The following is a 26,458-nucleotide window of genomic DNA, read 5'->3' on the forward strand; positions in this document are numbered from 1 at the left end:
CAAACAGATGTGCAGACGAAAGCAAGATGCCGCCCGTGGCTAGCTGGAGTAAGAAAATTAGGTAACAAATAATTATAACCTTAATGGACAACAAAATACCTTCCCCTTATGAAATGGGTGACTCAGAGATCAGGGAAAACATTCAAAAGCTTGGCAAGTGGTTTCACAACATTGAACTCAATGGCGTAAAGACCGCACCCGACCACTTTCTTGGAGATTACCCGAACGTAAAGTTCCAGATGTTTGCAGAGGCTATTCCTAAAGACCTTACCGGGAAATCAGTTCTTGACATCGGCTGTAATGCCGGTTTTTACTCCATTGAAATGAAACGTCGCGGTGCAGAGCGGGTGCTTGGCATCGACTCTGATGAGGTGTACCTGAATCAGGCACGTTACGCTGCTAAGGTTTCTGGTGTCGATATCGAGTTCAGAAACATGTCCGTTTATGATGTTGGCGCCTTAGGCGAAAAGTTCGATGTCGTGATCTTTATGGGCGTGCTGTACCACCTGCGTCACCCCCTACTTGCACTGGACATTCTTTATGACACCGTTGTTAAAGATCTGCTGATCTTCCAGTCTATGCAACGCGGTAGTGACCAGCTTGTGCCAGTTGAAGCAGATTACGACTTCTGGAACACAGAAATCTTTAAACAACCGGAGTTTCCGCAGATGTATTTTATTGAACACCGCTATTCTAACGACCCGACCAACTGGTGGATACCAAACCGCGCGGGCATGGAAGGGATGTTACGGAGTGCCGGTTTTGAGATTATACAACATCCTGAACTTGAAGTTTATATATGCCGCCGCGGTCAGTTGATTGATGACCAGGTTCGTGCTGTTTACCCGAAAAAGAAATAACATAATATATGATTGAAGCCGTTAAGTTCTGGAACGAACCGAATAACAAATCACATTGGAACTTTGAAATTGACGAGGGATGGAAAATCTTCTCGGACATGGTTAAACTAGCAGCAATCGCTGCAAAAGCTGAAAAACCGGACACTACACGCGTTCTTGGTGGAATCTCACCAATCGACCCAGGTTTTATTCAGCATCTTAAAAGTCTCGGTACGCTTGAAAACCTGAATGCAGTAGCCGTGCACGGGTTCCCCCTCGACTGGAATTTATGGAACATCAATGAGTGGCCTGCGAAGATCGCTGAAATCCGCGCAGTAACGGACCTGCCTGTATGGGTAACTGAGGTAGGTGTTTCCACCTTTGGTGCCGAAGAAGTACAGGAGTTTGGATTCCGCCGTACCGCGGAACTACTAACCGGCTTGGTTGACCGGGTTCACTGGTATAGCCTTTATGACCTACCACAAGCCTGGGGTGCTACCACACGTCACCGTGAAGCCGAAGGTTCATCTTATTACCGCCACTTCTATATGGGCTTGCTACATGAGGACGGCACACCGAAACTCGCGCTTAAACACTTTTCAGATTATACACCGGAGTTCGGTATTTGTCAGTGGTTTCATTTTGAAGATCACCGCCTCGAAGAAGCCGTTTCCTGGTTGCGTAAATTAGGGGTGAAACGCCTGCGCACGGGATTAAGCTGGGCTGATTCTTTGAGACCGGGTGCAGATCAGTGGTTCGATAAGATGATGAAAGCGCTTGATGAATTTGATCTTACCATTACCTTCTGCTTTACACCGGAGGAAAAAGGTATCGAAGCACATCACACCAGTCCACCACACCACATAGAAGAGTACGCTGATTTCTGCGCTCGCATGATGCGCCGCTATGCTTAAGTTATGTACGACAGAAAATCGCAGCACGAAAACGAGCAGCAATCATCTGACGAGTTAAAACAGATCCCAAATGCCTGGATGCAGTTTATGCGTTCTGGGGCATTCGAGGAAGCCTGGAAACTGAGTGATAAAGTTCTTGCAGCCGGGGTTAATCGTGATCCCCGGCTGCCAAGACATTACCAGTGTGTATGGGATGGCAGACCATTAGCAGGAAAAAGGGTACTTGTGCGCTGCTATCATGGCTTGGGTGACACCATTCAGTTCATCCGTTATATTCCAAAGCTTAAGGAAATTGCTAAAGAGGTCATCGTCTGGGCACAGGAACCACTGATTGCCCTACTGAAAACCATTCCTGAGATCGACCTTCTTCTCCCACTACATGATGGGCAGCCCGAGGTAAGCTATGATGTAGATCTGGAAGTCATGGAGCTTCCTTTTATATTCCGCACCACCTTGGATACCATTCCCTCAAAGATCCCCTACCTTCATGCAGAACCACTGAAATTATCTGAGGAACACAAGTTTAATGTAGGATTGGTGTGGCAGTCGGGCAATTGGAACCAGGCCCGCTGTATCCCTTTCGAAGCGCTCGCTCCATTAGCTGAATTGAACAGTGTAAACCTTTATATCCTGCAGGGAAATGCTGAAGAAGCAGGATGGCAAGAAGGCTTTGGCATTCATCCTGGAGAATTTGACCTGTATAATTATGCCAGGGTAATTCGAGGCTTGGACCTGATGATCAGCGTAGACTCTATGCCAGCACACCTTGCCGGAGCGATGAACGTCCCAGTCTGGACCATCCTGCATGACCAGGCGGACTGGCGGTGGATGGACCAACGCAGCGATAGTCCCTGGTACCCTTCAATGCGATTATTCCGCCAGGAGGACCAAGGCGATTGGCAAAAGGTTATTGCGGAAGTAGCCAAAGCGCTACAAGCCTTGGCTACGCTTTAGCCTAACTTGCCGAACCTATTGAATTGATTACAGATTAGTATGAGATTATTATAGAGCTTACTTTTTGAATTCTAGATAGCGTTTCTTCATCTCCCCAAAATTCCCTTTATGATAGGCTATGCCGTGGTAAAAGGATGCCGCATACCTCGCCCAAGACAAGTATATTCCAGGCAAGCCAGTTTTACGAGCCAGCCAAAACATTCTATGGCTCCACTTGGAGATCCAGTAGCGAGTACGGTAAATGACCTTTCGTGATTGCTCAGGACGATCTGCATCCGGCTTAACACGTTTCTCCGGTTGAACACCTTTAGGTGCCCAGGTCAGACGATAAGCCAGGCCCTCCCGGCGTTGCCGGAATCCGGCAGCCTGCGTTTGTTCCACGAACGCGCCATCAACGACTTCAAGCTGCAACCTACCCTCTTGGATCGCATCAACAATTAGCCCGCTAACCAAGGCAGAACGGGCAACGACCACATTTGTACCCTTGCCATCCGAAGAATATGGTTCTACCCAGGCATCCCCAAAAGCAACGTCCGCCGTTTCAGAAACCACATCGTCGCAGAAGTTGCAGGCACTGCTCATAAAGAAGCCGGCACCCCAGTCGCCATCAGCCAAATGCCACCAATCTTTGTTAACCTGCTTGCCATCTTCCAGCCGCAGCATAGCATTGTACCAGTTTGCAGGACGATCTGGATACTTGTAACGGTATTCTACTTCCTTCACCTGCTGGAAGGGTACGTTCATCTGCCACGCAAAACTCTCCACAAAATGTGCACTTTTCATATGCCCACAGAAAAGCCCAAGCGTAAAGCTGATGCGCTCCCGAAAAACCGCGTCCTCCTTACGGAGCAATTGAACGGCTTTAATCATACATGGTAAGGCAACTACCGCGTAACGGCCTGGCGTCTCTTTTATGGTGCGCAGCATGTCCGACAGCTCCACCGGGTAATAACGGGATTTCGCACCTTCGTTAAGTTCGTCCTGATTTCTCGAGATGCGATACTTAAAGAACCGGCCATCAGATTGAGGATCCTTAACCGCTACAACATGAGCAACACCGTCAATCAGGCCTTTACGCAACAACTCTGAAGCAACCCAGGTCACCATGCCACCGGAACTCCCCTGCAAGCGAAAGTCGCTTTCCAGCACGTGACCGACGAAGGAAGTCTGAAAACGACCTACCGTGTCACTGTGCTGTGGCGCATCAGGAAAACTCCTGACAGCTAGTTCATCCTCTTTCTGCGCTTTTGGAGAAAACGGACAAGTGTTGCTGAAGCGCGCTGAGCGCGTTTTGTACCAGCTGGAAGGACCTTCAGGTTTATATAAGCCATAAGGATCAAACTTCATGCTTGCGTCGGTTCCCTGTAACTGCGCTTGAGCGGCACAACTTCCGCAGCCTATGCATAAACCCGACTTAACAATATCTTGAGGGCTGTATAACTCTGGCGCGGATTTTCCCAGGGCCGTTCCTTGTTGAACCATCACCTTTTGCTCAACATTGCCTGTATTCTTCTTATGCTGAATATGCTCAGGTGCTGCGACCTCAGCACTGATGGTAGCAGCTAAATTATCTTTCTCAGTCATGACAACTCCAGCAATTTCGGTGCTAAAGCCTCATCCAAATAAGCGTTGGAATCCGCCTGCAGGTTTTGAATTCTTTGATGAATTTGTGGAGCCAATGGTTCTGTTAAACGCGCATGATAAACAGCTGAAGGAGTATCTTCCATAATCAGATGCTTCTCCGCACCTAGCTTATTCATCAGCCCCTGCACCTTGATGCTACGGTATGCTGAGGTTTCACAAACGAAGGGTTTGGAATTAATCAGAGAAAAAACACAGCCATGAAAGAAGTTTGTTACCACCGCTTTAGCACCTGCCATAAAGTTCGCGAAATCATGAGGATCAGCCGTAAGCCAGTTCTCATCCGCCCAATCATTCCGATAGCCAATACTCACCAAGGGAAGCTGCTCCCGATCTGCCCAGGCCCTAACCTCACGAATGAAGAAGTCCGAGAAGTTATGCCCATATAGAGCAACATAAGGTGCAGCAAATTGTGACAGATCCCTATGCTCATAATTAATCGGGAACTGCAGGCATGGATCTAGTACCATATCAGGTTTAAAACCTAAAGACTGTTCTATAATCGTGCTTGAATTATCGTCCCGTACTGAGATATGATCAAATTGGGAGAGCTTATTTGCCCAATCTTTTTCTAAGCCCCAGGAGGCTTGATAATTACCGAAACTAGCTGCATAGGAGATCAAACGCCCGGTCTTTAAACCATCCCCATAAAACAGCGGACAGTAGTTGTACCAGGGATGAGATAAGTTCCAAACTTCATCGCTACCAACGACCACTAGATCATAGTCGTCCATTTCAGCAGGATTGTTGAGGTCGAAAGGCGCAGACAGCGGAAGCCCCTCAAACAACTTGAAGAACTTCTCTACTTTCTGGCGATATAAAGCATGATCCGAGGCCGGAACATGTGTCGGCAGAACAGGCTGAAGTGCACACTTCCACTCGGAGAAGTTCACCCTGCTGGATTGATGATCGAGAATTACAGCGTGGTGTCCACGCTTTTGCAGCCCTTCCACAAGACCTTTCGCCTGCCAGTAGCTTCCATAATTTATACAACGGTGAAACGTGAGTACTCCAATTTTCAGGCTTTGACTTTTCGTATTTTCCAAATGAATATATTTAATCTGAAGTAAACAGAATTGACAATTTAGGTAATGGTTGTAAAACAAAAAACCTAACATTAAGTTTAACAAAGCATGACTAAATTTCTACTCATCAGGCATGCTACAACGGATGCGGTCGGTAAATACCTGTCTGGCAGGCATTCGGGAGTTCATCTAAATACGGAAGGTAAAACACAGGCTCAGGCACTTGCAAACCGCTTAACTAACCAAAAGATAGCCGCTATTTATAGTAGCCCATTGGAACGGGCAATTCAAACTGCCGCCCCTATCGCGGCGCTGCAGCACCTGAATTGCCTGGTCAACGAGCATTTCCAGGAGCTTGATTTCGGGCAGTGGACCAACAAAGCATTCTCCGAATTAGAGGGCGACGAGTATTTTAAACGCTTCAATACTTTCCGGAGTGGAACCAGGATTCCGGGTGGTGAGATGATGCAGGAAGCGCAATCTAGAATTGTCCGGGGTCTCCAACAGCTTGCTGTAGATCACCCGGATGCAACTGTTGCAGTAGTGAGTCACTCGGACATGATCAAGGCTGCCATTGCTTTCTATACAGGAGTGCCCATAAATCTGATGCAACGTCTGGAGATTAGCCCCGCTTCTATCAGCATCTTAGATGTATATTCCGATTTTGCTAGTCTGCAGTTGCTGAACCATACGGGCAACTTACCATAAACCTGAATAAAAACACGCTTGAGGGAGCTTTCAAGCGACCAGCAATTTAAAACATAACTTACATGTAACAAGCACTTTACAATACACGTCTAACTTAGCAGTGATGAAAATGACTCATTCTTAAAGAAACTGCTATGGACACCTATAACCTGTTGATCTTTCTGATATTGCTTTGCGTTGTGGCATTGCTGGTTGATGCAAAAGAGATCGATTATGAAGATTAGCAAAAGCTAATTTCACAATTCTTCCAAAATTATACAGCCATTTGTAAAGTATTCTGTGACCTGATTTCAGAAACATATTCGGGATTTCAGATATTTTTACAATATGTGTATAGGAATTATTTACGACGACCATGCCAATGATATTTGGCACAAGATTGCTGCTGATTTACAAAGCGTTAAAGCAGCTTTAAAAACGATTAAATTACCACTCCCAATTGCATGTATCTACGATACGAAAAAAGGTGATTTTATCGAGTTTAATGAGCGATACCTGGCCTTCAGGAATATACTGCTTGAATACGCTAAGAGTATCCAACACTAGCCATTTTCTTTTATTTTAATACCTTAAGCGCCTCCAAACCGGAGGCGTTTTATCTTTAAACGCTATACCGATTTGCTACCTTAGTTGAAATTTTCTAAGAACATGAATCTTCACAACAAATGCTTCAAAGCACTTTCGGTATTACTATTGGCCGGAATTACCATGGTTCAGGCCCAGACCAGTTATCAATACCGCCTAAACCTGAACGATGTCAAAGACGACAAGCTAAGTGTCACGCTGATCACACCAGAGGTTAGCGAATCTGAAATTACCTTTTATATGCCCAAGATCGTCCCTGGCACCTATCGCAACAGCGATTTCGGGAAGTTCGTAAGCAACCTTCAAGCCTACAACGCGAAGGGTCAGCCGCTGGCGGTAAAACAAACCTCCGAAAACAGCTGGCAAATAAAAAAGGCAAATACACTGAGCAAGATTGTCTACGATGTGGAGGACACCTGGGATTCGAAGATCAAACATGAAGTATATTCCATGGCAGGCACCAACTTCGAAGCAAACAAGAACTTCGTGCTCAATACCTGTGGTATCTTTGGCTACCTCGAAAACAAAAAGGACATCCCTTTTATGCTGAACATTACCAAGCCAGCAGGTTTTTACGGTAGTACCGGACTAGTACCAACCAAAACCAGCAGTACGGAGGATGTTTATGAAACGAAAAATGCCGATCATCTCTATGACTCACCAATCATGTTCTGCATTCCAGATACCACCACCATCAAAGTTGGTAATGCTTCCGTGTTGATCTCCGTTTATTCACCTAATAAACTTGCAACATCCGCGGTGATCGCGAAGAACCTGGAAACACTGCTACAAGCAACCAACAAACACCTGGGTGGTAAACTTCCGGTAGACAAATATGCGTTCATCTACTACTTCAATGGAGAACAAGCCCCATTTGCCACCGCAGGCGCATGGGAACACTCCTACTCATCGTTTTACAGTTTGAAAGAAGAACCACAAGAGACAGCGATCGGCAACTGGGTAGACATCTCCTCACATGAATTTTTTCATATTGTCACACCGCTAACCATCAGTTCCAAGGAAGTCAAACAGTTCGACTTCAACAACCCAGTGATGTCACGCCACCTATGGCTGTATGAAGGCTCTACGGAATACGATTCCCACCTGGTGCAAGTAAGAGCAGGCATTAACACGCCTAATGAATTTCTACAGAAACTTGCACAGCAGTTAAGCTACTCTAAAAACTACTTCAAAGACAACCTCAGATTTACGGAATTAAGTCAGGAAAGTGCCGGTAAATGGCAGGATCAATACGGCAACGTTTACCTGAAAGGCTCCCTGATCTCAGCCGCGCTCGACCTTTACCTGCTGAAACTTTCAGGCGGTAATTACAGCTTGAAGAACCTTAAACATGATCTGGGCATCAAGTATGGTAAAGATAAATACTTCAATGATGATGAACTTTTCGATGTAATCACTTCACTGACATTCCCTGAAGTACGACAGTTCTTCGCCGACTACGTAGAAGGGGAAAAGTCCATTCCCTATGAAACCTTCTTTAGTTATGCAGGCGTTAAAATTGTCCCGCCAGCCGCAGACGATAAAAGCAAATCTTCAAAATTGATGCTTGACCCAAATGCCACTGCAGAACAGATCGTCCTTCGCAATGACTGGCTGAATACCAGCTTTGCTATACCAGCAATCAATACAGCAGCTGCGTCAGATGTCAGCAGTATCGATCAGCTCGTAAAATCGCTCTATGATGTGATCTCCGGCCCTGCTGGTGAAAGGGACTGGAAACGCTTCGAAAGCTTGTTCTATCCCGGTGCGTATATGGGCGCCATTCGCCAAACTGCCCAGGGCGCTGCGTTCAACAAGATCAGCCCGTCAGATTATGTTAAATCTAACGGGGAAGCGTTCAAGAAGTATGCCTTTACAGAAAAGGAATTGGGTAGAACTGTCAATGAGTTCGGAAACCTTGCACAGGTATTCAGTAGCTATCAGTACCAACTTTCTACTGAAAAGCCGACTTCCAGACGAGGTATGAACAATATCCAACTGATTAAACAAGATAACCGCTGGTGGATCATGAGTTTGCTTTGGAATGAGGAAAGCGAAAACCTTCCAATTCCGGCGAAATACATTACTCAGAAAACAAAGAAATAGTTAATGCCGTAGATCAGGGCGGTCCACATAACCGAATTCCTCATCTTCTTTCAACTCGGGATACTCAAAAGAGCGATCGCGCAATACCAGGATCACACCGCCGATCAAAACTATTGGGCTGATCATGATCAGCACGTTTTTCCAGAAGTCGGAAATTCCGGTTGCCATCATGATAAAAAACGCTACCAGGAATAGCGTTAAAAGTATAACGGTCACTTTAGCATTCATAACAGGCAGGTTTATAGTTGCATAACAACTTAAACCTGCCTGTGTTTTTTTTTAATTCTCCAAGCTTATACAGAAACTATCCGCAAGCACAGCAGGATCGTCACTGTCGATTTCCTCTTCATGAGGAATGCTGTAATACTCACCGCAAATTTTCAAACCAGCTCCTGTACGTTCTAGTTCAACCTTCAAGAACCCGTGTTTATCATCACAGAAGTTCATCAGCTGCACTTCTTTAAACAGAGAATTGTCGTTGGTAAACCGATCGTCATCCTCAGACGCAACTGCATGTAGCTCATCGTAACCACCGCCACCTGCAACAATAAACAGCACCTTGTCGCCATCGGGATACTCTTTTTCCATGCGTTGATAGTTGTGTACATGACCACTAAAAACCACATCAGGTTTTACGCCGGTTTCGGCAAATGCACCTTCCAGGAATTCGATCATTGGTATGCTGGAGCCATGGTTGATATCTGCGGAATATGGTGAATGATGGATACAAACGATCACTGCCTTCTCCGGCCGCAGTTTGTCCGCAGCAAGCAATTCTCTTCTAAACCATTCACGCTGTTCCTCGGTCACAATGCCAAATTTGGGGGTGTTGCTATGTAAGCCAATAAAGGTTGCCAAAGGTGTCTCCAGGGTCCAGTATACATTAGGCTGGTTCATGCTCTTACGGCTTGCGCCAGCACTAAAGGGAATGGTCCTTTTCTCGGTGTCGCAAAAAACAGCGGTAAAAGCATCCAGGCTCCTATATGGTTTACTGTCCGGGTTTACTTCACTATCGTGATTTCCAGCGATAGCCACAATTGGCGCGGGATAACGCTCATAAGGCGTAAAGAACTGCTTCTGGTATTCACTCGCTTCCCCAAAGTTGTACACCACATCTCCCAGATGATAGAGAAATTGCGGGTCATCTGCCTCGGAACCATTTTCTTTGAAATGCCGCAGCATCTGCGCAACAACAAGCTTCTGAAAGGAGGGATTGCGAACACTGCCCGTATCCCCAACCATGTGGAACACCATCTTATCCTGCGGAGGATCAGTAATGATCTCCTCTAATCCCATGTGGTACGGATACCGCCCCGATGGTTTAGGTAAGGGTTGATACTTATAGCTGTCGTCAGGCTGATTCTTCTTGAATACTGGTGTTTTATATTTTGTCTCGGAAATAGATAGTTTATACATAGTGTCGCACAAAGATAAAGTATGCTTGTAAACTCCACATTAATATCATGCCATCTTCCTTTTAAGCTGCACCGAACTTTCAGTTTAATGACTTGCAAACAACAATTACATTACATCCAGATTAAACAATTAATATCCATGGATGTTAGTTTTGGAGCATGAAGATCGAACAGGAAATCAAACACGAATTCTTAAGCGCCCAACAGCGGGCACTGACCAACCTGATTTTCACTTCTAATTGGGCCTTAAACCGGATTGCTACAGCTTTGAAGCCCACCAGCCTTTCGCTGCAACAGTTCAATGCCTTGAGCATTCTGTACGGGCAACCGCAACGAACGGCTACGGTAAACCTGATCAAAGAAAGGCTGATTGATCGTATGCCCAATACCTCCCGCCTGCTCAACAAGCTTTTGGAAAAGGGTCTTGTTCAAAAAGAACGCAACCTTAACGATCAGCGGGTTGTTTATGTTAAGTTGACTGCTGAAGGCGCTAGATTAAAGGAACAAGCCAGGCGAATTATAGATGATCTTGAGATAAACCTTGAAAAAGATCAGGCAGATCTATTGAATGACTTGCTTGAACAGATCAGGAAATAAAAATTTAAACAAATAACATCCATGGATGCTATCATAAACCCATAAAAACAAATCCTATGAACAAAGTGATTCTACTTGCGAACAGACCAGTTGGAAAACCGTCTGCAAGCGACTTCAAATTCGAAGAAATTGAAATGCCAAGCCCGAAAGAAGGTGAAGTACTTTTAAAAACGACTTATGTTTCTGTAGACCCCTACTTACGAGGCCGCATGAGCGATGCGAAATCCTATGTTGCTCCTTTTGAATTGAACAAGCCAATGAGTTCGGCAATTATCGCGGAGGTAACTGCATCTAAGAACCCGGACTTCAAGGTTGGTGATTATATTACAGCGGGTCTGGACTGGAAACTGTTTCAGACTTCCAATGGTAAAGGCATCACGAAAGTAGATCCTTCCGTAAGTTTAAGTGCTTACCTGGGTGCGCTGGGCATGACCGGACTAACTGCACTTATGGGTCTTCAGGAAATTGGCAAGCCTAAGTCGGGTGAGACTTTAGTCGTATCTGGTGCAGCAGGTGCTGTGGGCAGCATCGTTGGTCAGATCGGAAAGATCATGGGTTGCAGGGTTATCGGGATTGCTGGTTCCGATGAGAAAACCGAGGCACTGAAATCTAAGTTTGGATTTGATGACGCAATCAACTATAAAACGACGGAGAACATGCAGGAAGCAATCGCTACTGCTGCACCTGATGGCGTAGACATCTACTTCGATAATGTTGGCGGCGACATTTCCGACGCAGTGATCTTTAATATGAATAAATATGGCCGCATTGCAATCTGTGGCACCATTTCTTCCTACAACGATACCGAGGCGTCTACTGGACCGAGGCTGCAACCTTACGTCCTTAAAAACAGCATGCTCATGCAGGGTTTCATTGTCAGCAATTATGCTGAGAAGTTCCCGGAAGGCGTAAAACAACTTTCAGAATGGCTGAAAGCTGGTAAACTACAATATTCAGAAACCATCGTCAACGGCTTTGACCAAATCCCTCAAGCCTTTATGGACCTGTTCGAGGGCAAAAACGAAGGCAAAATGGTTGTTAAAATCTAATAGAAAACTAATGTTAAATTTCGAGTTTCAAAATCCAACAAAGATCATTTTCGGTCGTGACCAGATCAGCAAGTTAGCGACGGAGATCCCTCAAGGTGCGAAAGTGATGATGCTTTATGGTGGTGGCAGTATCAAAACGAACGGCATCTATGAACAGGTTACTAAAGCCCTGGCTGGCTTTGATGTCATTGAATTTGGAGGCATTCCCGCCAATCCAGAATATGAGATCCTGCTTCAGGCCTTAAAAGTCATTAAAACCGAGCGGGTAGATTTCATGCTAGCTGTGGGTGGAGGTTCCGTAATTGATGGAGTGAAGTTCCTGTCTGCAGCGGCATTGTACGATGGAGAGACACCTTGGGACATCCTAAAAAACAGTATCAGAACCTTTAAAGGTCTTCCATTCGGCAGTGTGCTGACCATACCTGCAACGGGTTCAGAAATGAATTCAGGAGCAGTGATCACCCGCAAGGAAACCCTGGAAAAATTATCCATGGGCGGCCCTGGATTATTCCCTGTATTTTCCATTCTGGACCCCCAGGTAATTGCTTCTATTCCAAGACGCCAGTTGGCAAACGGCATAACCGATGCTTTCACTCATGTACTTGAACAGTATATGACCTACCCGATCGAAGCATCTCTCCAGGATCGCTTTGCGGAAAGCATCATGCAAACGCTCATTGAGATCGCGCCCAGGGTAATGGAAAATCCAGCTGACTACGAAGCTGCGGCCAACTTCATGTGGTCATGTACCATGGCACTTAATGGTTTAATACAAAAAGGTGTCCCAACGGATTGGGCGGTTCACGCCATCGGTCATGAGCTTACGGCATTATTCGGAATAGATCATGCCAGAACATTAGCGGTAATTGCACCAAGCCACTATCGTTTTAACTTCGAAAGTAAAAAAGAGAAGCTTGCTCAATATGGCCGCAGGGTTTGGGGCATCACAGTGGGTGACACCGATACCCAGGCAAACGCTGCCATCGAAAAGACTGAAGCTTTCTTTCATTCACTTGAAATCGACACCAAGCTTTCTGAGTACACTGGACAATATGAAGGCACAGCCGAAAAGATTGAACAACGTTTCCATGAAAGAGGCTGGCTGGGATTAGGAGAGCATAAAAAGCTTGCACCTGCAGATGTCGCTCAAATCGTTATCATGAGCTACTAACAAGTTTTAAACAACATAAAAAGCCACCTGCATAAGGTGGCTTTTTATTTGAACCGCGCATCTTAAATCTGCGAGTAAGCAGCAGGTTGCAAAAAGGTTGCAGTGATCTTAGACACCAGCTTAGCATCGGCATATTCTGGAATCGCGCTGATCTTTTTCCATTCCGGATCCCCTCCAAAAGATTTCCAATGCTGATCATGGGCCGCCATGTCATCAAAAGTCACCATATAGATCAGATTCGGACGGTATTGACCGATCACGGTTTCTCCAAAAAACACAGGCTTAAACCCTAAACGTTTGAAGATATCAATCTCTCCGGCATCGTTGAACATCTCGCGCTTCTTGGTACCAGCAGCTTCACTTGCGTGTTCATATCTGCGGAGCTCAAAGATGCGCTTGCCTTTTTGTGGAAGCTCCAGCCCAGGCATATGCGTAAAGGCTTTCAATAGCGAGCTTTCTATGCGCTCATAAGCTGGTGCCGTTGCTGGCGCATTCAAATAAGCTGAAGCGGCTGCAAGGTAGCCCTTATCCTGTTCAAGCTTGGCATGCACACTTTCAAACTCGTTTAGCGACTGAAATGGAATCAGTGCAATCAAGGTAGATTGTCCACTAGGCTTTAACTCCGTAAATACACCAACATTTTTAATCCCAAGCCTGTTCAGGGCCGGAATTGCGGCTTTTTCGAAGTAGTTTTCCACCAGGCTTTGCTGGGTCGCATCCTTTAAGGTATAAGTTCTTAATTCATAGTACATGCGGTTCTCGGTTTTAGAGGTTGATTTTCCAAAGCTCAGTTGCGGTAGTATTGTCGCCGCAGCAGTGCCCAGGACTGTTGTTTTCACGAAAGATCGTCTTTTCATTGTCGATGGTTAGTTTAACTAAGGTAAAATTCCATAAGGAAAACCATAGCATTTATTTGCGATATTTGACAGCTATGTCGAAAGGTAGAAACAAAAAGCAGGCAGAAAAAGTTCAGCCATCATCACAAAAATACATGAAACGTAAGATCATCATGATTGCAATCATCGTGATCCTGGCTATGATCCTCTACATTGATTCCAGAACGCATTTTATCGAACGCATGGTTGGCGATAAAACCATTGAAATACGTATTAAGAAATAACCAACCAGCTTTCCCACTACACTACCCTCAAAATACGCTTGCACATTAAGGACTACCATCGCGGAAGTGCATGTTTATACTACACTTTCTGTTGGACCGTACTTGCAAGGAAGTTGGTAGGTGTTTGCTACGTACTTCCTACGTGTGGATACGTAGAAACAGCGTAACAACCTCCTTTCGACCACTGTTCTACACAGAAATAAATGACTCCATTTGTAATTAATGGTATAAATTTTACTGACATTGTATAAACAACAATAATGTTGAATTAACCTCTTAAACAAAATGGCAAAAGCACCAGATGGTATTCTAGGTCCGGCAAACGGAAGTGTGGGCAACTTCACCTTTTACGAATTAAACGGGCAGACGGTCGTTCGCAAGAAAGCAACATTTAAGGACAAGCCAACTGCGGCGCAACTGAGCGCCCGCGGTTCCATGAAAACCCTGATGAACTTTCTGACTCGTATTAAGCCAATGTTGAAAGCCGGCTATATCAATCAGAGTCGTGGTACCGTGAGGTCGTATTTTAATCTGGCGATGTCCTATAACTTGCGGCATGCTTTAAAGCTGGAAGAGGGCAGCTATGTGATCGATTACACTAAAGTAAGGCTGAGCGAAGGCAGTTCCCCGGCTGCAGAAGAAGCAGCTGTAGCCTTGAACCCGACAGGATTGACCTTTAGCTGGCAGGCAGATGCAACACTCGGTTGGAGCATCCAGCATGATCAGGTCATGATGATGGCCTACTTTCCGGATGAGGAAAGCGGCATTTACCAGACAAGCGGCGCACGAAGGATGGCGGGACAAGATGTACTACCGCTGCCAGCGTCATTCCTCAACAAGCGCATGGAGGTTTACCTTGGCTTTGTATCCGACGACAGGTTAGCCGTTTCTACCAGCCAGTACCTTGGTAGAATCAATTGATTTAATCAGGAACATAAAACGGCGACAAGTGTTATATCATCATCGTAATCTCGATAAACTATGAATAACATTGAAAACGACGCTTCAGAAAAGGAAAGCAGAAGGGCTTTCATCGCAAAGGCCACAATCGCAACAGCTGCTGTAGTTACGGCCGGCAGCTCGGGCCTGGTTGCGAAGTCCTTTCCTTTTGATGAACACCAAAACTCTCCAAAGATGTCCGATAAACAAATACAAGAATTTAAACTGGAAAAGAATTTTGGCCTAGGTGGCGTTGCTGCAGGTAATGCTTGGCATGTAAACAGTAATCAACAAATTGAAATGGCCATATCTGCAGCATGGGATGCCGGCGTGCGGTATTTTGACACCTCACCCTTTTATGGCTTTGGGCTGAGTGAACGGAGAATGGGTCATTTCCTGTTTGAAAAGAACCGGGACGAATTCGTACTCTCGACCAAAATTGGGCGTGTGTTTGATGCCGATCCCGCCTTCAAATCAGATCCGAAGAGCCTTTGGAAGGGCAAGTTAAATTTCAAATACCGGTTTGACTATACGGCAGCAGGCGTACGCCGATCCATTGAAGATAGTTTACAGCGCTTAGGTTTATCATCCATCGATATCGTATACGTCCATGACCTCTCTCCCGACACGGGTGAACTTGGCAACAAATGGATGGAGCAGTTCAATATCGCGGCGAAAGGTGCATTTCCTGAACTTACGAAGATGCGAGAGGAAGGCATAATCAAGGGCTGGGGCATGGGGGTAAATACCCCGGAACCAATCTTGAAAGCCATGGAAGTGGCTGATCCGGATGTATGCCTGGTAGCCATCCAGTATTCTCTTGTTGACCATAAAAACGCATTGGACAAGTTGTTCCCTGCCATGGAGAAAAAGAAGGTTAAAGCTGTAATCGGTGGACCATTGAATGCTGGGTTTCTGGCAGACCGTGACCGGTTCAATTATGGCGATACCATTCCTGCAGAGATGCTGGAAAAACGAAAGAAAATCAATGCAGTTATCGGGAAGTACAATGTTGACCTCAGAACGGTGGCTTTACAATTTGCAGCTGCACATCCCGTGGTTGCGTCCGTGATTCCCGGCGCGAGTACCGCCGAACAGGCCAGCAGCAATGCACTGGCGATGGCGGCGAAAATTCCTTCGGAATTGTGGGCAGACTTGAAACAGGCAAAGCTGATCGAACAGCATGCCCCTGTTCCGGGCGGAACCCAGGCATAAGCAACTGCCAGCTTCATAAAACATAAAGAGCCCTGCTAATCAAATAGCAGGGCTCTTTATGTTTTATAAATCAAGCGATTATCCGAGCTTACGTCCCGTGTTAATTACATTCACGCCATTGAACCTTGTGGTTGGACTGCCATGTGAAACAGCGCTCGCCTGACTTGGCTGCCCTTTACCATCAGAGAAAGTTCCGCCAAGGCGGTAGTCGTTCTTATCGCAACGCTGCACACATGAATTCCAGAACTCCTGTGTATTTGCCTGGTAAGCGGCATCCTTCAGCATGCCGACTAGCTTTCCGTCTTTGATTTCGTAAGCGAGCTGTGCACTGAATTGAAAGTTGTAACGTTGCTGGTCGATCGAATAGGAATTACGCCCGAACATGTAAATTCCCTTTTCTACATTTTTTACCATCTCAGCAGCCGAAAGTGGCGCATTGCCCGCGGCAAGAGAAACATTCGGCATACGCTGGAACTGTATACTATCCCAGCTATCAGCATAACAACAGCCTTGTGATTCTTTCAAGCCAAGTATGTGTGCCTGATCGCGAATGGTCTGATAGTTAACGAGGATACCATCTTTGATGATATCCCATTTGCCAGACTTTACACCTTCATCATCGTAACCAACGGCACCTAAAGAACCTGGCGTGGTTTTATCCGCTACAATGTTCACTTCTTTACTACCGAAGTTAAACTTCTTGCTTTCCCATTTATCCAGCGTCAGGAAACTGGTACCGGCATAGTTCGCTTCATAACCGAGTACACGGTCAAGCTCAGTCGGGTGGCCTACTGACTCGTGAATTGTCAGGAATAAATGTGAGGGATCCAGCACAAGGTCGTATTTACCCGGCTGGACCGGCTTAGCCTTAAGCTTTTCATCCACATGTGCCGTAGCCTCCTTTACATCCTCCAGAATATCGTAGTTGTTCTTATACATGGTCAGGGGTCCACCTTTGATCTTCTGGTCAGCTTTTGGACGAAGATATTCATAGCCCATGCCCATTGGCGCACTTAAGGCATTCCGCGTTTCAAACTTTCCTCCTGCTGCATCCACCTTGGTTACGGTAAATGTTGGCCAGATCCGATGAATGTCCTGATCGATGTATGAACCATCACTCGAAGCGAAATACTTTTGCTCATTCACCAGGAACATGTTGGAGTTTACATACTTTGCACCTGCCTGCATAGCCGCAGCGTTAACACCCAGCAGCAGTTCCACTTTCTCGGCAATTGGCACTTCAAAGCCATTCACCTCGATTGGTGTCTTCCAGCTCACCTCGCCATGGCCCTTTTGCGGTGCAAGTTTCACCGGCTCCGTCATCAGTCTGGCATTACCTTTGGCAATTGCGACGGCCATCTCTGCGGTTTTTGCAATGTTTGCATCATCCAGCTTGTCGGTTGCGGCAAAACCCCAGCTCCCGGCTGCAATCACCCGTATTCCAATGCCATAAGATTCACCATTTGCAATATTATCCACCCGGTTCTCCCGGGTTGCAACGACTTGTCGCAGGTACCTGCCAATACGAACATCAGTATAGGTTGCCCCCTTGGACTTAGCCGCGTTTAGCGCGACGTCTGCCATGCGCTTTTTCAGTTTCACATCAACTGGCGTCAATGCTTCCTCTATAGAAATTTCACGGCTGAAAGCTGGCATTGCAGGAAGGAGCCCTGCAGCCGCACCTACCCCGGTCATGTATAAAAAATCTCTTCTTCTCAATTGCTTAAAATTTTAGATATAACAATAGCAATGAGCTTTCATTGCTATTGTTATTGTTGTTCGAAGCCTAAACAGCGTCAGATAGTGAAGTGAAGGTGAAGTCACGGATCTTCATCGGCGGGATCATACCTGAGCCTGTACGCACTGGTTTTCCAAGTGCCTCTACGTTGTTCAGCATGATCACCGGGCTCTCGTTGAATCTGAAGTTCTTCAACGGAAACTTGATTTCACCATTCTCGATGTAAAAAGTACCGTCACGGGTAAGACCGGTTAGTAGTAATGTTTGAGGATCTACAGAGCGGATGTACCAGAAGCGGGTCACCAGGATGCCCTTTTCAGTGCTCTTGATCAGGTCTTCCAGCGATTGGTTGCCACCTTCGATTACGAGGCTTCGACCCATAGATAAGGGTTGTACCCCTTTTTGATCCGCCCAGTATCTCGAGTACGCGAGGTTTTTCACGACACCGTTCTGCACCCATTGCGTCTTTTTGATCGGAAGTCCATCGCCGTCCCAGGTTGATGATGGCAGCTCCGGATTTAATGGATCTGAATAGATGTTCACATTTTCAGAGAATAACTGCTCGCCAAGGCGGGTACCGCCACCCTTTTTGCTCATGAAGCTACGGCCTTCGTCTGCACTTCTGGCATCAAAACCCCTGAACATGTTGCCTATGATATCACTGGCCGCAAGGGGCTCCAGAATTACCGTATACTTACCAGGCTCAATAGCCTTTGCACCTGCAGATTTTGTTGCTTTACTTGCAGCGATTTTACTTAGGGCAAGCGTATCCATTTTATTGAGATCATTAAAACTTTGATCTACATAGCCGGAGCCCGTGCCCTCCTGGTTTCTCACCGTTACAGAGAAAGATACATCAGTACCTTTGTTATAAGCGAAAAGTCCTTTGGAGTTCATAATAGCATTGAACCTGGTGGAATTCTCCAGGAATCCCGCTGCTTCCAGATTTGCAGCTTTCGACACAGAAAGACTTTTACCAACCATTTCCGCCCGTGTATCTGGCGTCATTGCTGCTGTAGCCTGATTAAAAGTGGTCGATTCCGCGTAGGTTTGCGGCCCCAGTGGTGGCATATATTCCGGGTTTTCCGGCGCCAGCTTGGCTAGCTCTTCAGCTCTTTGCACCACCTTTTGAAGTGAGGCATCATCAAACTCGTTGATCGTTGCTGTACCTGTTTTCTTGCCAAAGGTTGAACTTACACCCAGACTCATGACACTGATCTGCCCCGCTGTTGAAACGGCATTCCGGGCATAGCGGATATTACCGCCATCAGAGCCACTTAAACTTACCTCGCAGGCATCTGCTTTGGAAAAAGAGATCACCTTCTTTAAGATTGCCTGGGCTTCTTCTTTACTTAATATCGCCATAATTATATTTTTCTTGCTGTATTGATAACATTAATTCCATTAAACCTGGTCGTTGCACTGCCGTGAGATACTGCAGAGCTTTGGGATGGCTGACCTTTACCATCATTGAAGGAACCACCCAAACGGTAATCACTTGCATCGCAGATGGCGGTGCAGGAATTCCAGAACTCCTGGGTATTTGCCTGATAGGCCACGTCGTTAAGCATGCCTACGATCTTACCATTCTTAATTTCATGGAATGTCTGACCGCCAAACTGGAAATTGTAGCGCTGCTGATCGATGGAGAAACTGCCGTTTCCATTGATGTAAATGCCTTTCTCCACATCCTTGATCATGTCATCCACACTCAATTTCTCCTTACCAGGTTGCAGGGATACGTTCGGCATGCGTTGGAATTGAACATCGTCCCAGCCTTGTGCATAACAGCAGCCCTGAGATTCTTCGAGCCCAATGATGTGCGCCTGGTCGCGGATGGCCTGGTAGTTCACCAGAACACCGTCTTTGATGATGTCCCATTTTTTACACTTCACACCTTCATCGTCATATCCTACAGCGCCCAGAGATCCAACCTGGGTTTTATCGGCTACCACATTAACCTTGTTGCTTCCAAACTGGAACTTCTTACTCTGCCATTTATCAAGCGTCAGGAAGCTGGTACCTGCATAATTGGCTTCGTACCCAAGTACACGGTCGAGCTCCGTCGGGTGTCCAACAGATTCGTGAATGGTTAACCAAAGGTGCGATGGATCAAGCACCAGGTCGTATTTACCCGGTTCAACCGTTTTTGCCTTTACCTTCTCTGCGGCGTTCAATGCTGCGAACTTCACATCCTCCAGGATGTCATATCTCGCTTTGTAACGCGGTATAATACCAGCAACCTTTTCTTCAGCCTTTGGATGCATATACTCATAGCCCATACCCATCGGAGAGCTCAGTGAACTCCTGGTTTGGAACTTGCCCGAAGCTCGATCGATACGGGTAACGGTGAATGAAGGATAGATGCGGTGTACATCCTGGTCAATATAAGAACCATCCGTAGATGCAAAGTATTTCTGCTCGTTAACGGCAAAGATCACAGAGTTGACGAAGCTTGCGCCATTTTGAAGCGCGATATCGTTTACATTTAGAAGAAGATCTACTTTCTCTTTTACGGGAACCTCGAAGGAATTGATCTCCAAAGGTGTTTTCCAGCTTACCTCGCCGTATCCTTTTTGCGGTGCGAGTTTTACCGGCTCACCCTGGATCTTAGCATTTGCTTTCGCAACCGCAACAGCTTGTTCTGCGGCTTTGGCAATACCATCAGCGGTAACATTGTTCGTTGCTGCAAAGCCCCAGCAGCCATTCGCAATTACGCGGATACCGATACCGTAAGACTCCGTGTTGGCCACACCTTGAACCCTTTTCTCGCGGGTGGCGACAAATTGGTTCAGATAACGTCCAATACGTACATCGGTATAGCTGGCGCCTTTAGACTTGGCCGCATTTAGCGCAACATCCGCCAGTTGTTTTTTAACTTTTGGATCTACACGATCCAGGGCTTGCAGCGGATCGATAGGCGTTCCGTAAGCCGCAAGGTTCGGAAGGAACATCGCTCCTAAGCCCATCCCCGACAGTTTAATAAAATCTTTTCTTTTCAATGCAGTTCGTTTTTTAGTTTATGTGTCTCAATTTAGTATTTATTGCAATTCACTATTGCAATATTTTCGTTTCAAACCATAAAAAGCCAACACTTAGCAGAAAAACAACGAAAAATATCCACTTAGAAACGGATTTCTCTACTTGTTGCACTACTTTCTCAGATGAACCCTTCTTTTTACCTTGTAATTTCTCGAAGGAAGCGTTGTCTGTTGTCAATTTTTCCGCTTTAAGCGCCTGCCATGCCGATTCATCATAGACATATAAAGCCTGCTCTTTGCCCGCTGTCGTGGAGAATGTATTCCAGCCTTTACGCTCCGCACGAAAACCAGCCTGCCAGTAGAATGGTAGAACCAGATGCTGCTGTACCGCCAGATGCTGCTTGTTCACTTGTAGCGATGGCATCACATCGCTTCCGCTCTGGAAACTGAGCTTCACCTGTTCCCCAATTGTCGGCTTCTTAGTTTCCACATTCCAGTAGAAATTGTTGGTGGTCTTGCGTGCAGTCTGTTTGATCAGTGTTGACCAATAATTTGAATAGTCGGCAGTAGCAGCATTGAGCACCCAGTTGAATGTTGCGGGAATTGCAGTTGCGGTAACTCTTCCATTTCCCTGTAGCGCCGTGTTCACAAGCGCTTTACCTCTTGGATCCTGTACCAATACTTGCTGCGTATTGTTTGCCGCCAGGTAAACTGGCTGACTTACTGGCACAGCCGTCAATTGCTGGTTATTTTCGCTGAGCACAGGTTGCACAGCGGTGGTAATGCTATCCGTGGTACTCCGGATGTTAAAGCCTTTGCTGAAGGCTGACAGTGCTTTGGCTTCATTCAAGCGCAGCACCAGGCCCAAACCAGCCCGGATTTCTTGCTGTAACGCTCCGTTTAGCGCAGCTAGACTTGCCAGCTCTTCATCATCAGCGATGACCAGATCGTATTTCCTGAATGTCGCCGGTGTAAGATTGGAGCTTTCAGAACCTTCCAGATTCACCTGCTCCGTACTAAACTTATCTTTACTGATCCTGGTCCGGAATAGCGCAGGGTATTGGTGCTCCAGCAGCCAGTTCCTCAAAAACTTGAACTCGAAATCCGGAAAGGAGGCCAGCACCAGGATCTTGGTCTTTGGCTGCTCGATTGTTTCAAAAGGAACTTCTTCGCTGGCTACCCTTTCTGCTCCTGCAAAAGCCTGCAGCTGATATACCGCCCGGCCGGTTTGTCTCGGGGTACAGGAAAGGGTAAATGACTGGTGCTTGCCTGCCGGGATGGTCACAGAATCCAACCGCGTACCTAGCCCTTCCAGCAGTACTTTTACAGGACGGTTACTGCTGTTATTAAAACGCCCCTGAACCCGTTGAATTTCAGATGCAGGCAGGGTTTCAGCCCAATTACAAGCGGTAAAACCTATTGGCAGGTCTACAGGGTGAAAGATGATATTAATATTCTGCAGCCTGTTTAACACGTATTCTGGGAGCCCATAACCATATACATTTAGCGAGGAAATCTCCGGATGGGTAGCCAGATGGTATTGGAGATCGGAAATGTAGCTGACCCGGTCCTTACCTAGTGCCTTTACAATCTTAGTCTCCGAAGTGAAATATTCGTCCCCTGAAAGATTCTTGGCCGACACACCTTCAGTTAGGAAATTCATGGACTTTGCAGTTGTGCTGCGCGCTACATCGTATTTAAGTGGAATGATCAGGAACAGCAATGCAGCTGCGCTAAATAGAACAGCAAGAATCCTTAAGATCAGACGTTTCCGGTTTGCTCTTCTTACTTCATGGTAAACCATGAAAGTTGCTAAAAGTAAAACGGGAATGGTGTAAAGATACAGGTTCGGCATATCAGCGGATGGTTCGGTTTAATTGGTTGAAGTATGCTTTGCTGAGGTCGTTGGAACTTCCAGCTTGTTTATATGGCCTGGCCTGGCTTGCACCAACAAGGGCGTTTATGCCACGCTCAGCAATGGCAAGCTCCGCAGTCAAATCGGTTTGGACAGTCCAGGAGGCCACAATGCGCTTCATCGCTTTTAAGGCCGGCAGATATTTAGCTGGTGCTGTGGAAGCCGCATTCACGAGCGCTTGTTCTGAAACGCGCAGCACCCTTAGATCTAAAGGGTTTCCTTTAGCCCCAGCTTTCCGCGCCTCCAACAGCGACAGGCTGGCACTTAGATCTGAAGTTCTGTCCTTAACATCGGTGTTTTTACTTTTAGCTGCCGTCTGCTGTATTTCTGTAAGTTCTCCGGTTAACCTTTTTTCTGCTTTCAGCGGTGTAGTTTTCACAACAGTTTTTGCCACATAAGCACGTGATTTTTGCTGTAGATCCTTCAATAAGCGCAATGCCTTATATTCAAAAGGCAGCGCCTTTTGCGGGTCATATGTTCGCAATTGTAGTTCAGCACTCCACATTTCGTTAAGGGTTGCTTTTAGTTGGGCTTTAAGCTCGGGCTCAAAGAATGTTGCATCTTCTGCCTGGTCATGCTTGTGTGCATACTGATCCATAAGCCCCTGAACGTCGCCATAGGCGGGTGCGGCCTCCTGTGCCCCATGCCCGTGTCCATCATCTGCACTATGCTCTTCGTGTTCTTCGCCTTTTCCACCAATGTTGGTTTCTTCTTCTTCACCCAGAAACTTGCCGTAGCGCAAACGGAGCATTTTCTGATCAATTCCCAGTTCATTGCTGCGCTTCTTGAAATCACTTTCTGATATGGAACTTCGTTCCCGTAAAAGCTTCTCCGTATCGATAATGATCTGCCGCTGACTCCTAAAATATTCGGGAACCAGATTCACGCCGTTGTCAATTCCCGCCATGCTCATCAAAGCCGCAGTATCCTGTATGGATACAAAGTACATATCAGAGCGACTCTGCTGTCCGTGGTTGTCCGTAGCATTGACGTAGAAGTATAGTTCATCACCTGGCTTCATACCGAGGCTTGCAAGTGACAACTGCTGTTTAAGGTTCAGCGATCTTTGATTGTTTATAGCGGTATTGAAGCTGAGCTTGTGCTCTTTAAAGCTCACAGCCTCTCCCTTACCACTTGCCGTTGTCGCATAAATAGCGGCACTGGAAATGCCGTAGTCATCCGTCATAAGCACCTGGAGGTCCACCCGGTGTGGCTGTCCGAAATCAATGGTGCTATGCTGCTCCGGGCGTTGAATCTTGATGGCCACCGCTTGGTCCTCAATAAGCTCCACCTGGTAGAAATCAGATCTCTTTCCATCCAGCATTACCTGATAAAAGCCAGGTTGATTCAGCACTTTCTCGAAGGTCCAGGACTTACCCGCCTGGTCTAACTTCCGGAGTTTAAAGCTTTGCTTATCATTCCAGATGAACTGAACATCCTCCACCGGTCCGGAAGTTTCCAGCTTCCAGCTCACCTTTGAACCGGCTTCAGCACTTAGCGTGAACTGCTCCTGTTGGCGTGTCTTTTTTCCGGTATATGCAGGTGGTACAATCGCAATGTTGTACTCGGATATTTTTGTTGGCACCAGTTCCTTAACGATCTTTTTCTCAGCGGGTGCATGTACGGTATGTTCAAGGTCCTGCCCCGTTTTAGACAGTCTGGGAAACAATACAAAGAAGAAGATGCTACAAGCCATAACGATCACCGGCACCCGAAGTTGATGCACTGGCTCCATGGGCAATTCATGGCTTGAAAGCGTCTGGCTTATCTTTTCTGCCTGCAAGCGCTGCAAGCCGGAAAGACCTTCAGGCGAAAGGAGTAAAAGACTTGAACTGTCTTCAACTTCCGGGAATTTCCGGTCCACAAAACTGGCAACCTGGTGCAGTGACAACTGCCAGTATTTGTTTAAAAAAGACAACATAACAAAGCTGATGATCAACAGTATAAAGAATACAGCTAAATCAGCATTAAAGAAGAAATTTAATAAGACTGTGGTTATTATCGCAAGCGCTATCGAAAATAAAAGCAGGCGTACCGCTGTTAAAACAACCCAGCGTCTTCGAAGCTTTTCTAACCAGATCTTTCCCTTAAACACACTCATAAAGCAACTTTTCTTTTGGTAAAAGTGATCCAACGTTCAACAAAAAACAGCACCAACAAGCAAGCCCAGAGATAGGGATTTAAATCTTGTTCTATAACCTGCGGCTCCACTTGGAGCTTGGTTGAATCTGTGTCAATCCCATTTTGCTCATCTGCTGTAACCGGCAGTTTTACAGCATCCCTGAACCCTTCAGCTGCGCCACTTTCGGGCAATACCAAGGGCATCAGAAAGAACACCATTTGATCTGACCACACCATATTGGTCCATTCAGGATTAAAACGGCTATAAAATCTATAATGCTTTACGCCAAGGCTGTCGCTTATCGATAAAACAGGTGTTCCTGAACCATCCAGCCAGACCGGTTCGCCATCATGATCCGCCTGCGCTGTTTTCCTATACAGGGCTACGTTGCGCATGGCAGTCCCCTGGAGATCCACGATTTCAGACCTGAACCGCTCGGCTTTGCTACCGGCGTAGCTAAACAATTTTACCTCCCGGGGCAATTTCTTAATGTCTGAGCTTGTAAGCGGCTTTTCAGAAAGCCAAAACAGCAGCCTCGTATTCCGGTTTACTGCGTCAATAGCTCCGATATTTTGAATTTGTATTTTTCTTTGGGTAAACTGTGCAATTGCTTGGGCAGCAGCACGTACATAAGCAACATCAATTTTGTTTTCGCCTCCATAGATCTGTATGCCGATCGTGGCAGTGTCTACAATTGGCTCATCATCCGCCATATTAGCATTCGAAGCTTTATAATAAATGCCTTTATCGCTCCATTGTGCTTCAAGCTTTTTTATACCCCCATCCTGAAGCGCATAGGCGGCAGCGGTCCAGTGCGTATTAGCGCTATCTACAGGCAAGTAATGCCAACGCAGTTTCAACTTGGTTTTGGGTTTTTCACCTTCAAAGTTGTATTGCTGTTTGTTGGCGAAGATGTAAACATTTGCTCCCGCAGGTAGCTGAACATCCAGTTGACGGATCAACGCATAATATGGAAGCTTGCCCGAGGAGGGTGTTGAGAACAGAGTGGCCGTATCTTTTATATCAATCTTACTGAAATTAGGCGCGAAGTCATGGATTTCGTACCCTGCTTTAACTAAGGAATCCAATTTCTTGCGCTGGAGCTTCCATAATTTCGAGAAATGCTCTTTTTCGAGCAATATCCAGCCCTGCTTGGCTGTTGCACGAATGGTTTTAAAATATACAGGGCTTGCCAATAAAAAGGCAATAAGCAGGATCAACAAGCTACGGATTAGAAGTAGTGGCCAGTCCTGCAGTCTGAAGCTCCTGGAGCGCTGGTTTGTAGGTTTTCCAAGCAGAAAAACACTACCGATCTTCAGGGTCTTACCCGACCTGATGTTCCACAGATGGATAATGATCGGGATCGCTATTCCGGCAGCAGCTAGTAAACCTAAAGGATATAAGATTTGAAACATACGCTGGTT

The 26,458-nt window shown here is 46.3% G+C and carries 23 protein-coding genes; 12 read left to right on the forward strand and 11 right to left on the reverse strand.

What is annotated here, in order from left to right; all coding sequences use genetic code 11:
- The first annotated feature begins 83 nt into the window (after positions 1-83).
- Genes AC5WJX_RS12740 through AC5WJX_RS12750 form a run of 3 tightly spaced genes read left to right on the forward strand, consistent with a single transcriptional unit; the run spans position 84 to position 2,707 of the window.
- The gene (locus AC5WJX_RS12740; protein WP_494484811.1) at positions 84-860 is read left to right on the forward strand and encodes a TIGR04290 family methyltransferase; all 777 of its coding nucleotides are present in this window, start codon (positions 84-86) and stop codon (positions 858-860) included.
- An 8-nt stretch (positions 861-868) separates the two neighbouring features.
- Positions 869-1,753: a hypothetical protein gene (locus AC5WJX_RS12745; protein WP_494484812.1), complete on the forward strand. Its 885-nt coding sequence runs from the start codon at positions 869-871 to the stop codon at positions 1,751-1,753.
- Positions 1,754-1,756: 3 nt separating this feature from the next.
- Positions 1,757-2,707, forward strand: a complete 951-nt coding sequence (locus tag AC5WJX_RS12750) for a glycosyltransferase family 9 protein (RefSeq protein ID WP_494484813.1) — start codon at positions 1,757-1,759, stop codon at positions 2,705-2,707.
- A gap of 57 nt (positions 2,708-2,764) precedes the next feature.
- Here the strand turns inward: AC5WJX_RS12750 and AC5WJX_RS12755 are convergent, their stop codons facing one another.
- Together AC5WJX_RS12755 and AC5WJX_RS12760 are read right to left on the reverse strand one after the other, a co-directional pair.
- On the reverse strand, positions 2,765-4,291 hold the full coding sequence (locus AC5WJX_RS12755) for a Coenzyme F420 hydrogenase/dehydrogenase, beta subunit C-terminal domain (RefSeq protein WP_494484814.1): 1,527 nt from the start codon (positions 4,289-4,291) through the stop codon (positions 2,765-2,767).
- On the reverse strand, positions 4,288-5,394 hold the full coding sequence (locus AC5WJX_RS12760) for a polysaccharide pyruvyl transferase family protein (RefSeq protein ID WP_440432225.1): 1,107 nt from the start codon (positions 5,392-5,394) through the stop codon (positions 4,288-4,290). The genes AC5WJX_RS12755 and AC5WJX_RS12760 overlap by 4 nt, the downstream gene beginning before the upstream one ends.
- An 87-nt stretch (positions 5,395-5,481) precedes the next feature.
- Between AC5WJX_RS12760 and AC5WJX_RS12765 the strand changes: the two genes are divergently transcribed.
- The 3 genes from AC5WJX_RS12765 (at position 5,482) to AC5WJX_RS12775 (ending at position 8,772) form a co-directional block, all read left to right on the forward strand.
- Positions 5,482-6,081 carry a histidine phosphatase family protein gene (locus AC5WJX_RS12765; RefSeq protein WP_494484815.1) on the forward strand — a complete coding sequence of 200 codons (600 nt, stop codon included), beginning with the start codon at positions 5,482-5,484 and terminating at the stop codon, positions 6,079-6,081.
- Between the two features lie 327 nt (positions 6,082-6,408).
- Positions 6,409-6,627: a hypothetical protein gene (locus AC5WJX_RS12770; RefSeq protein ID WP_440432229.1), complete on the forward strand. Its 219-nt coding sequence runs from the start codon at positions 6,409-6,411 to the stop codon at positions 6,625-6,627.
- A gap of 102 nt (positions 6,628-6,729) precedes the next feature.
- A complete protein-coding gene (locus AC5WJX_RS12775; RefSeq protein ID WP_494484816.1) occupies positions 6,730-8,772 on the forward strand; it encodes a M61 family metallopeptidase in 2,043 nt (680 codons plus the stop codon).
- Here the strand turns inward: AC5WJX_RS12775 and AC5WJX_RS12780 are convergent, their stop codons facing one another.
- Complete coding sequence (locus AC5WJX_RS12780; protein WP_440432233.1) at positions 8,773-9,000, reverse strand: hypothetical protein; 228 nt, start codon at positions 8,998-9,000, stop codon at positions 8,773-8,775. It abuts the gene before it with no gap.
- A 51-nt stretch (positions 9,001-9,051) separates the two neighbouring features.
- Positions 9,052-10,188, reverse strand: a complete 1,137-nt coding sequence (locus AC5WJX_RS12785; protein WP_494484817.1) for a metallophosphoesterase family protein — start codon at positions 10,186-10,188, stop codon at positions 9,052-9,054.
- A gap of 158 nt (positions 10,189-10,346) precedes the next feature.
- On the opposite strand from AC5WJX_RS12785, the gene AC5WJX_RS12790 reads away from it, so the two are divergent.
- From AC5WJX_RS12790 to AC5WJX_RS12800, 3 genes are read left to right on the forward strand one after another with little or no spacing between them, the layout of a single operon-like run.
- Positions 10,347-10,784 carry a MarR family winged helix-turn-helix transcriptional regulator gene (locus tag AC5WJX_RS12790; RefSeq protein ID WP_440432237.1) on the forward strand — a complete coding sequence of 146 codons (438 nt, stop codon included), beginning with the start codon at positions 10,347-10,349 and terminating at the stop codon, positions 10,782-10,784.
- Between the two features lie 56 nt (positions 10,785-10,840).
- Complete coding sequence (locus tag AC5WJX_RS12795) at positions 10,841-11,833, forward strand: NADP-dependent oxidoreductase (protein ID WP_494484818.1); 993 nt, start codon at positions 10,841-10,843, stop codon at positions 11,831-11,833.
- 10 nt (positions 11,834-11,843) lie between these two features.
- Positions 11,844-13,004: an iron-containing alcohol dehydrogenase gene (locus AC5WJX_RS12800; protein WP_494484819.1), complete on the forward strand. Its 1,161-nt coding sequence runs from the start codon at positions 11,844-11,846 to the stop codon at positions 13,002-13,004.
- Positions 13,005-13,066: 62 nt separating this feature from the next.
- On the opposite strand, the gene AC5WJX_RS12805 is transcribed toward AC5WJX_RS12800, so the two are convergent.
- Positions 13,067-13,861: an NIPSNAP family protein gene (locus AC5WJX_RS12805; RefSeq protein ID WP_440432243.1), complete on the reverse strand. Its 795-nt coding sequence runs from the start codon at positions 13,859-13,861 to the stop codon at positions 13,067-13,069.
- A gap of 74 nt (positions 13,862-13,935) precedes the next feature.
- On the opposite strand from AC5WJX_RS12805, the gene AC5WJX_RS12810 reads away from it, so the two are divergent.
- The 3 genes from AC5WJX_RS12810 to AC5WJX_RS12820 all read left to right on the forward strand — a co-directional run bounded on the left by AC5WJX_RS12810 (position 13,936) and on the right by AC5WJX_RS12820 (position 16,278).
- A complete protein-coding gene (locus AC5WJX_RS12810) occupies positions 13,936-14,124 on the forward strand; it encodes a hypothetical protein (protein WP_440432245.1) in 189 nt (62 codons plus the stop codon).
- Between the two features lie 285 nt (positions 14,125-14,409).
- Complete coding sequence (locus AC5WJX_RS12815; protein ID WP_494484820.1) at positions 14,410-15,045, forward strand: DUF6266 family protein; 636 nt, start codon at positions 14,410-14,412, stop codon at positions 15,043-15,045.
- A gap of 60 nt (positions 15,046-15,105) precedes the next feature.
- On the forward strand, positions 15,106-16,278 hold the full coding sequence (locus AC5WJX_RS12820) for an aldo/keto reductase (RefSeq protein WP_494484821.1): 1,173 nt from the start codon (positions 15,106-15,108) through the stop codon (positions 16,276-16,278).
- A gap of 78 nt (positions 16,279-16,356) precedes the next feature.
- Here AC5WJX_RS12820 and AC5WJX_RS12825 read toward each other — a convergent pair whose 3' ends face one another.
- The 6 genes from AC5WJX_RS12825 to AC5WJX_RS12850 form a co-directional block, all read right to left on the reverse strand.
- The gene (locus AC5WJX_RS12825) at positions 16,357-17,997 is read right to left on the reverse strand and encodes a TldD/PmbA family protein (protein ID WP_494484822.1); all 1,641 of its coding nucleotides are present in this window, start codon (positions 17,995-17,997) and stop codon (positions 16,357-16,359) included.
- Between the two features lie 67 nt (positions 17,998-18,064).
- Positions 18,065-19,381: a TldD/PmbA family protein gene (locus AC5WJX_RS12830; RefSeq protein ID WP_494484823.1), complete on the reverse strand. Its 1,317-nt coding sequence runs from the start codon at positions 19,379-19,381 to the stop codon at positions 18,065-18,067.
- A 2-nt stretch (positions 19,382-19,383) separates the two neighbouring features.
- Positions 19,384-21,018: a TldD/PmbA family protein gene (locus AC5WJX_RS12835; protein WP_494484824.1), complete on the reverse strand. Its 1,635-nt coding sequence runs from the start codon at positions 21,016-21,018 to the stop codon at positions 19,384-19,386.
- A gap of 52 nt (positions 21,019-21,070) precedes the next feature.
- Positions 21,071-22,852, reverse strand: a complete 1,782-nt coding sequence (locus AC5WJX_RS12840; protein ID WP_494484825.1) for a hypothetical protein — start codon at positions 22,850-22,852, stop codon at positions 21,071-21,073.
- Position 22,853: 1 nt separating this feature from the next.
- On the reverse strand, positions 22,854-24,833 hold the full coding sequence (locus AC5WJX_RS12845; protein ID WP_494484826.1) for a hypothetical protein: 1,980 nt from the start codon (positions 24,831-24,833) through the stop codon (positions 22,854-22,856).
- Between the two features lie 176 nt (positions 24,834-25,009).
- On the reverse strand, positions 25,010-26,449 hold the full coding sequence (locus AC5WJX_RS12850; RefSeq protein WP_494484827.1) for a BatA domain-containing protein: 1,440 nt from the start codon (positions 26,447-26,449) through the stop codon (positions 25,010-25,012).
- Between the last annotated feature and the right edge of the window lie 9 nt (positions 26,450-26,458).

Source organism: Pedobacter sp. NEAU-ZC8, from assembly GCF_059278965.1.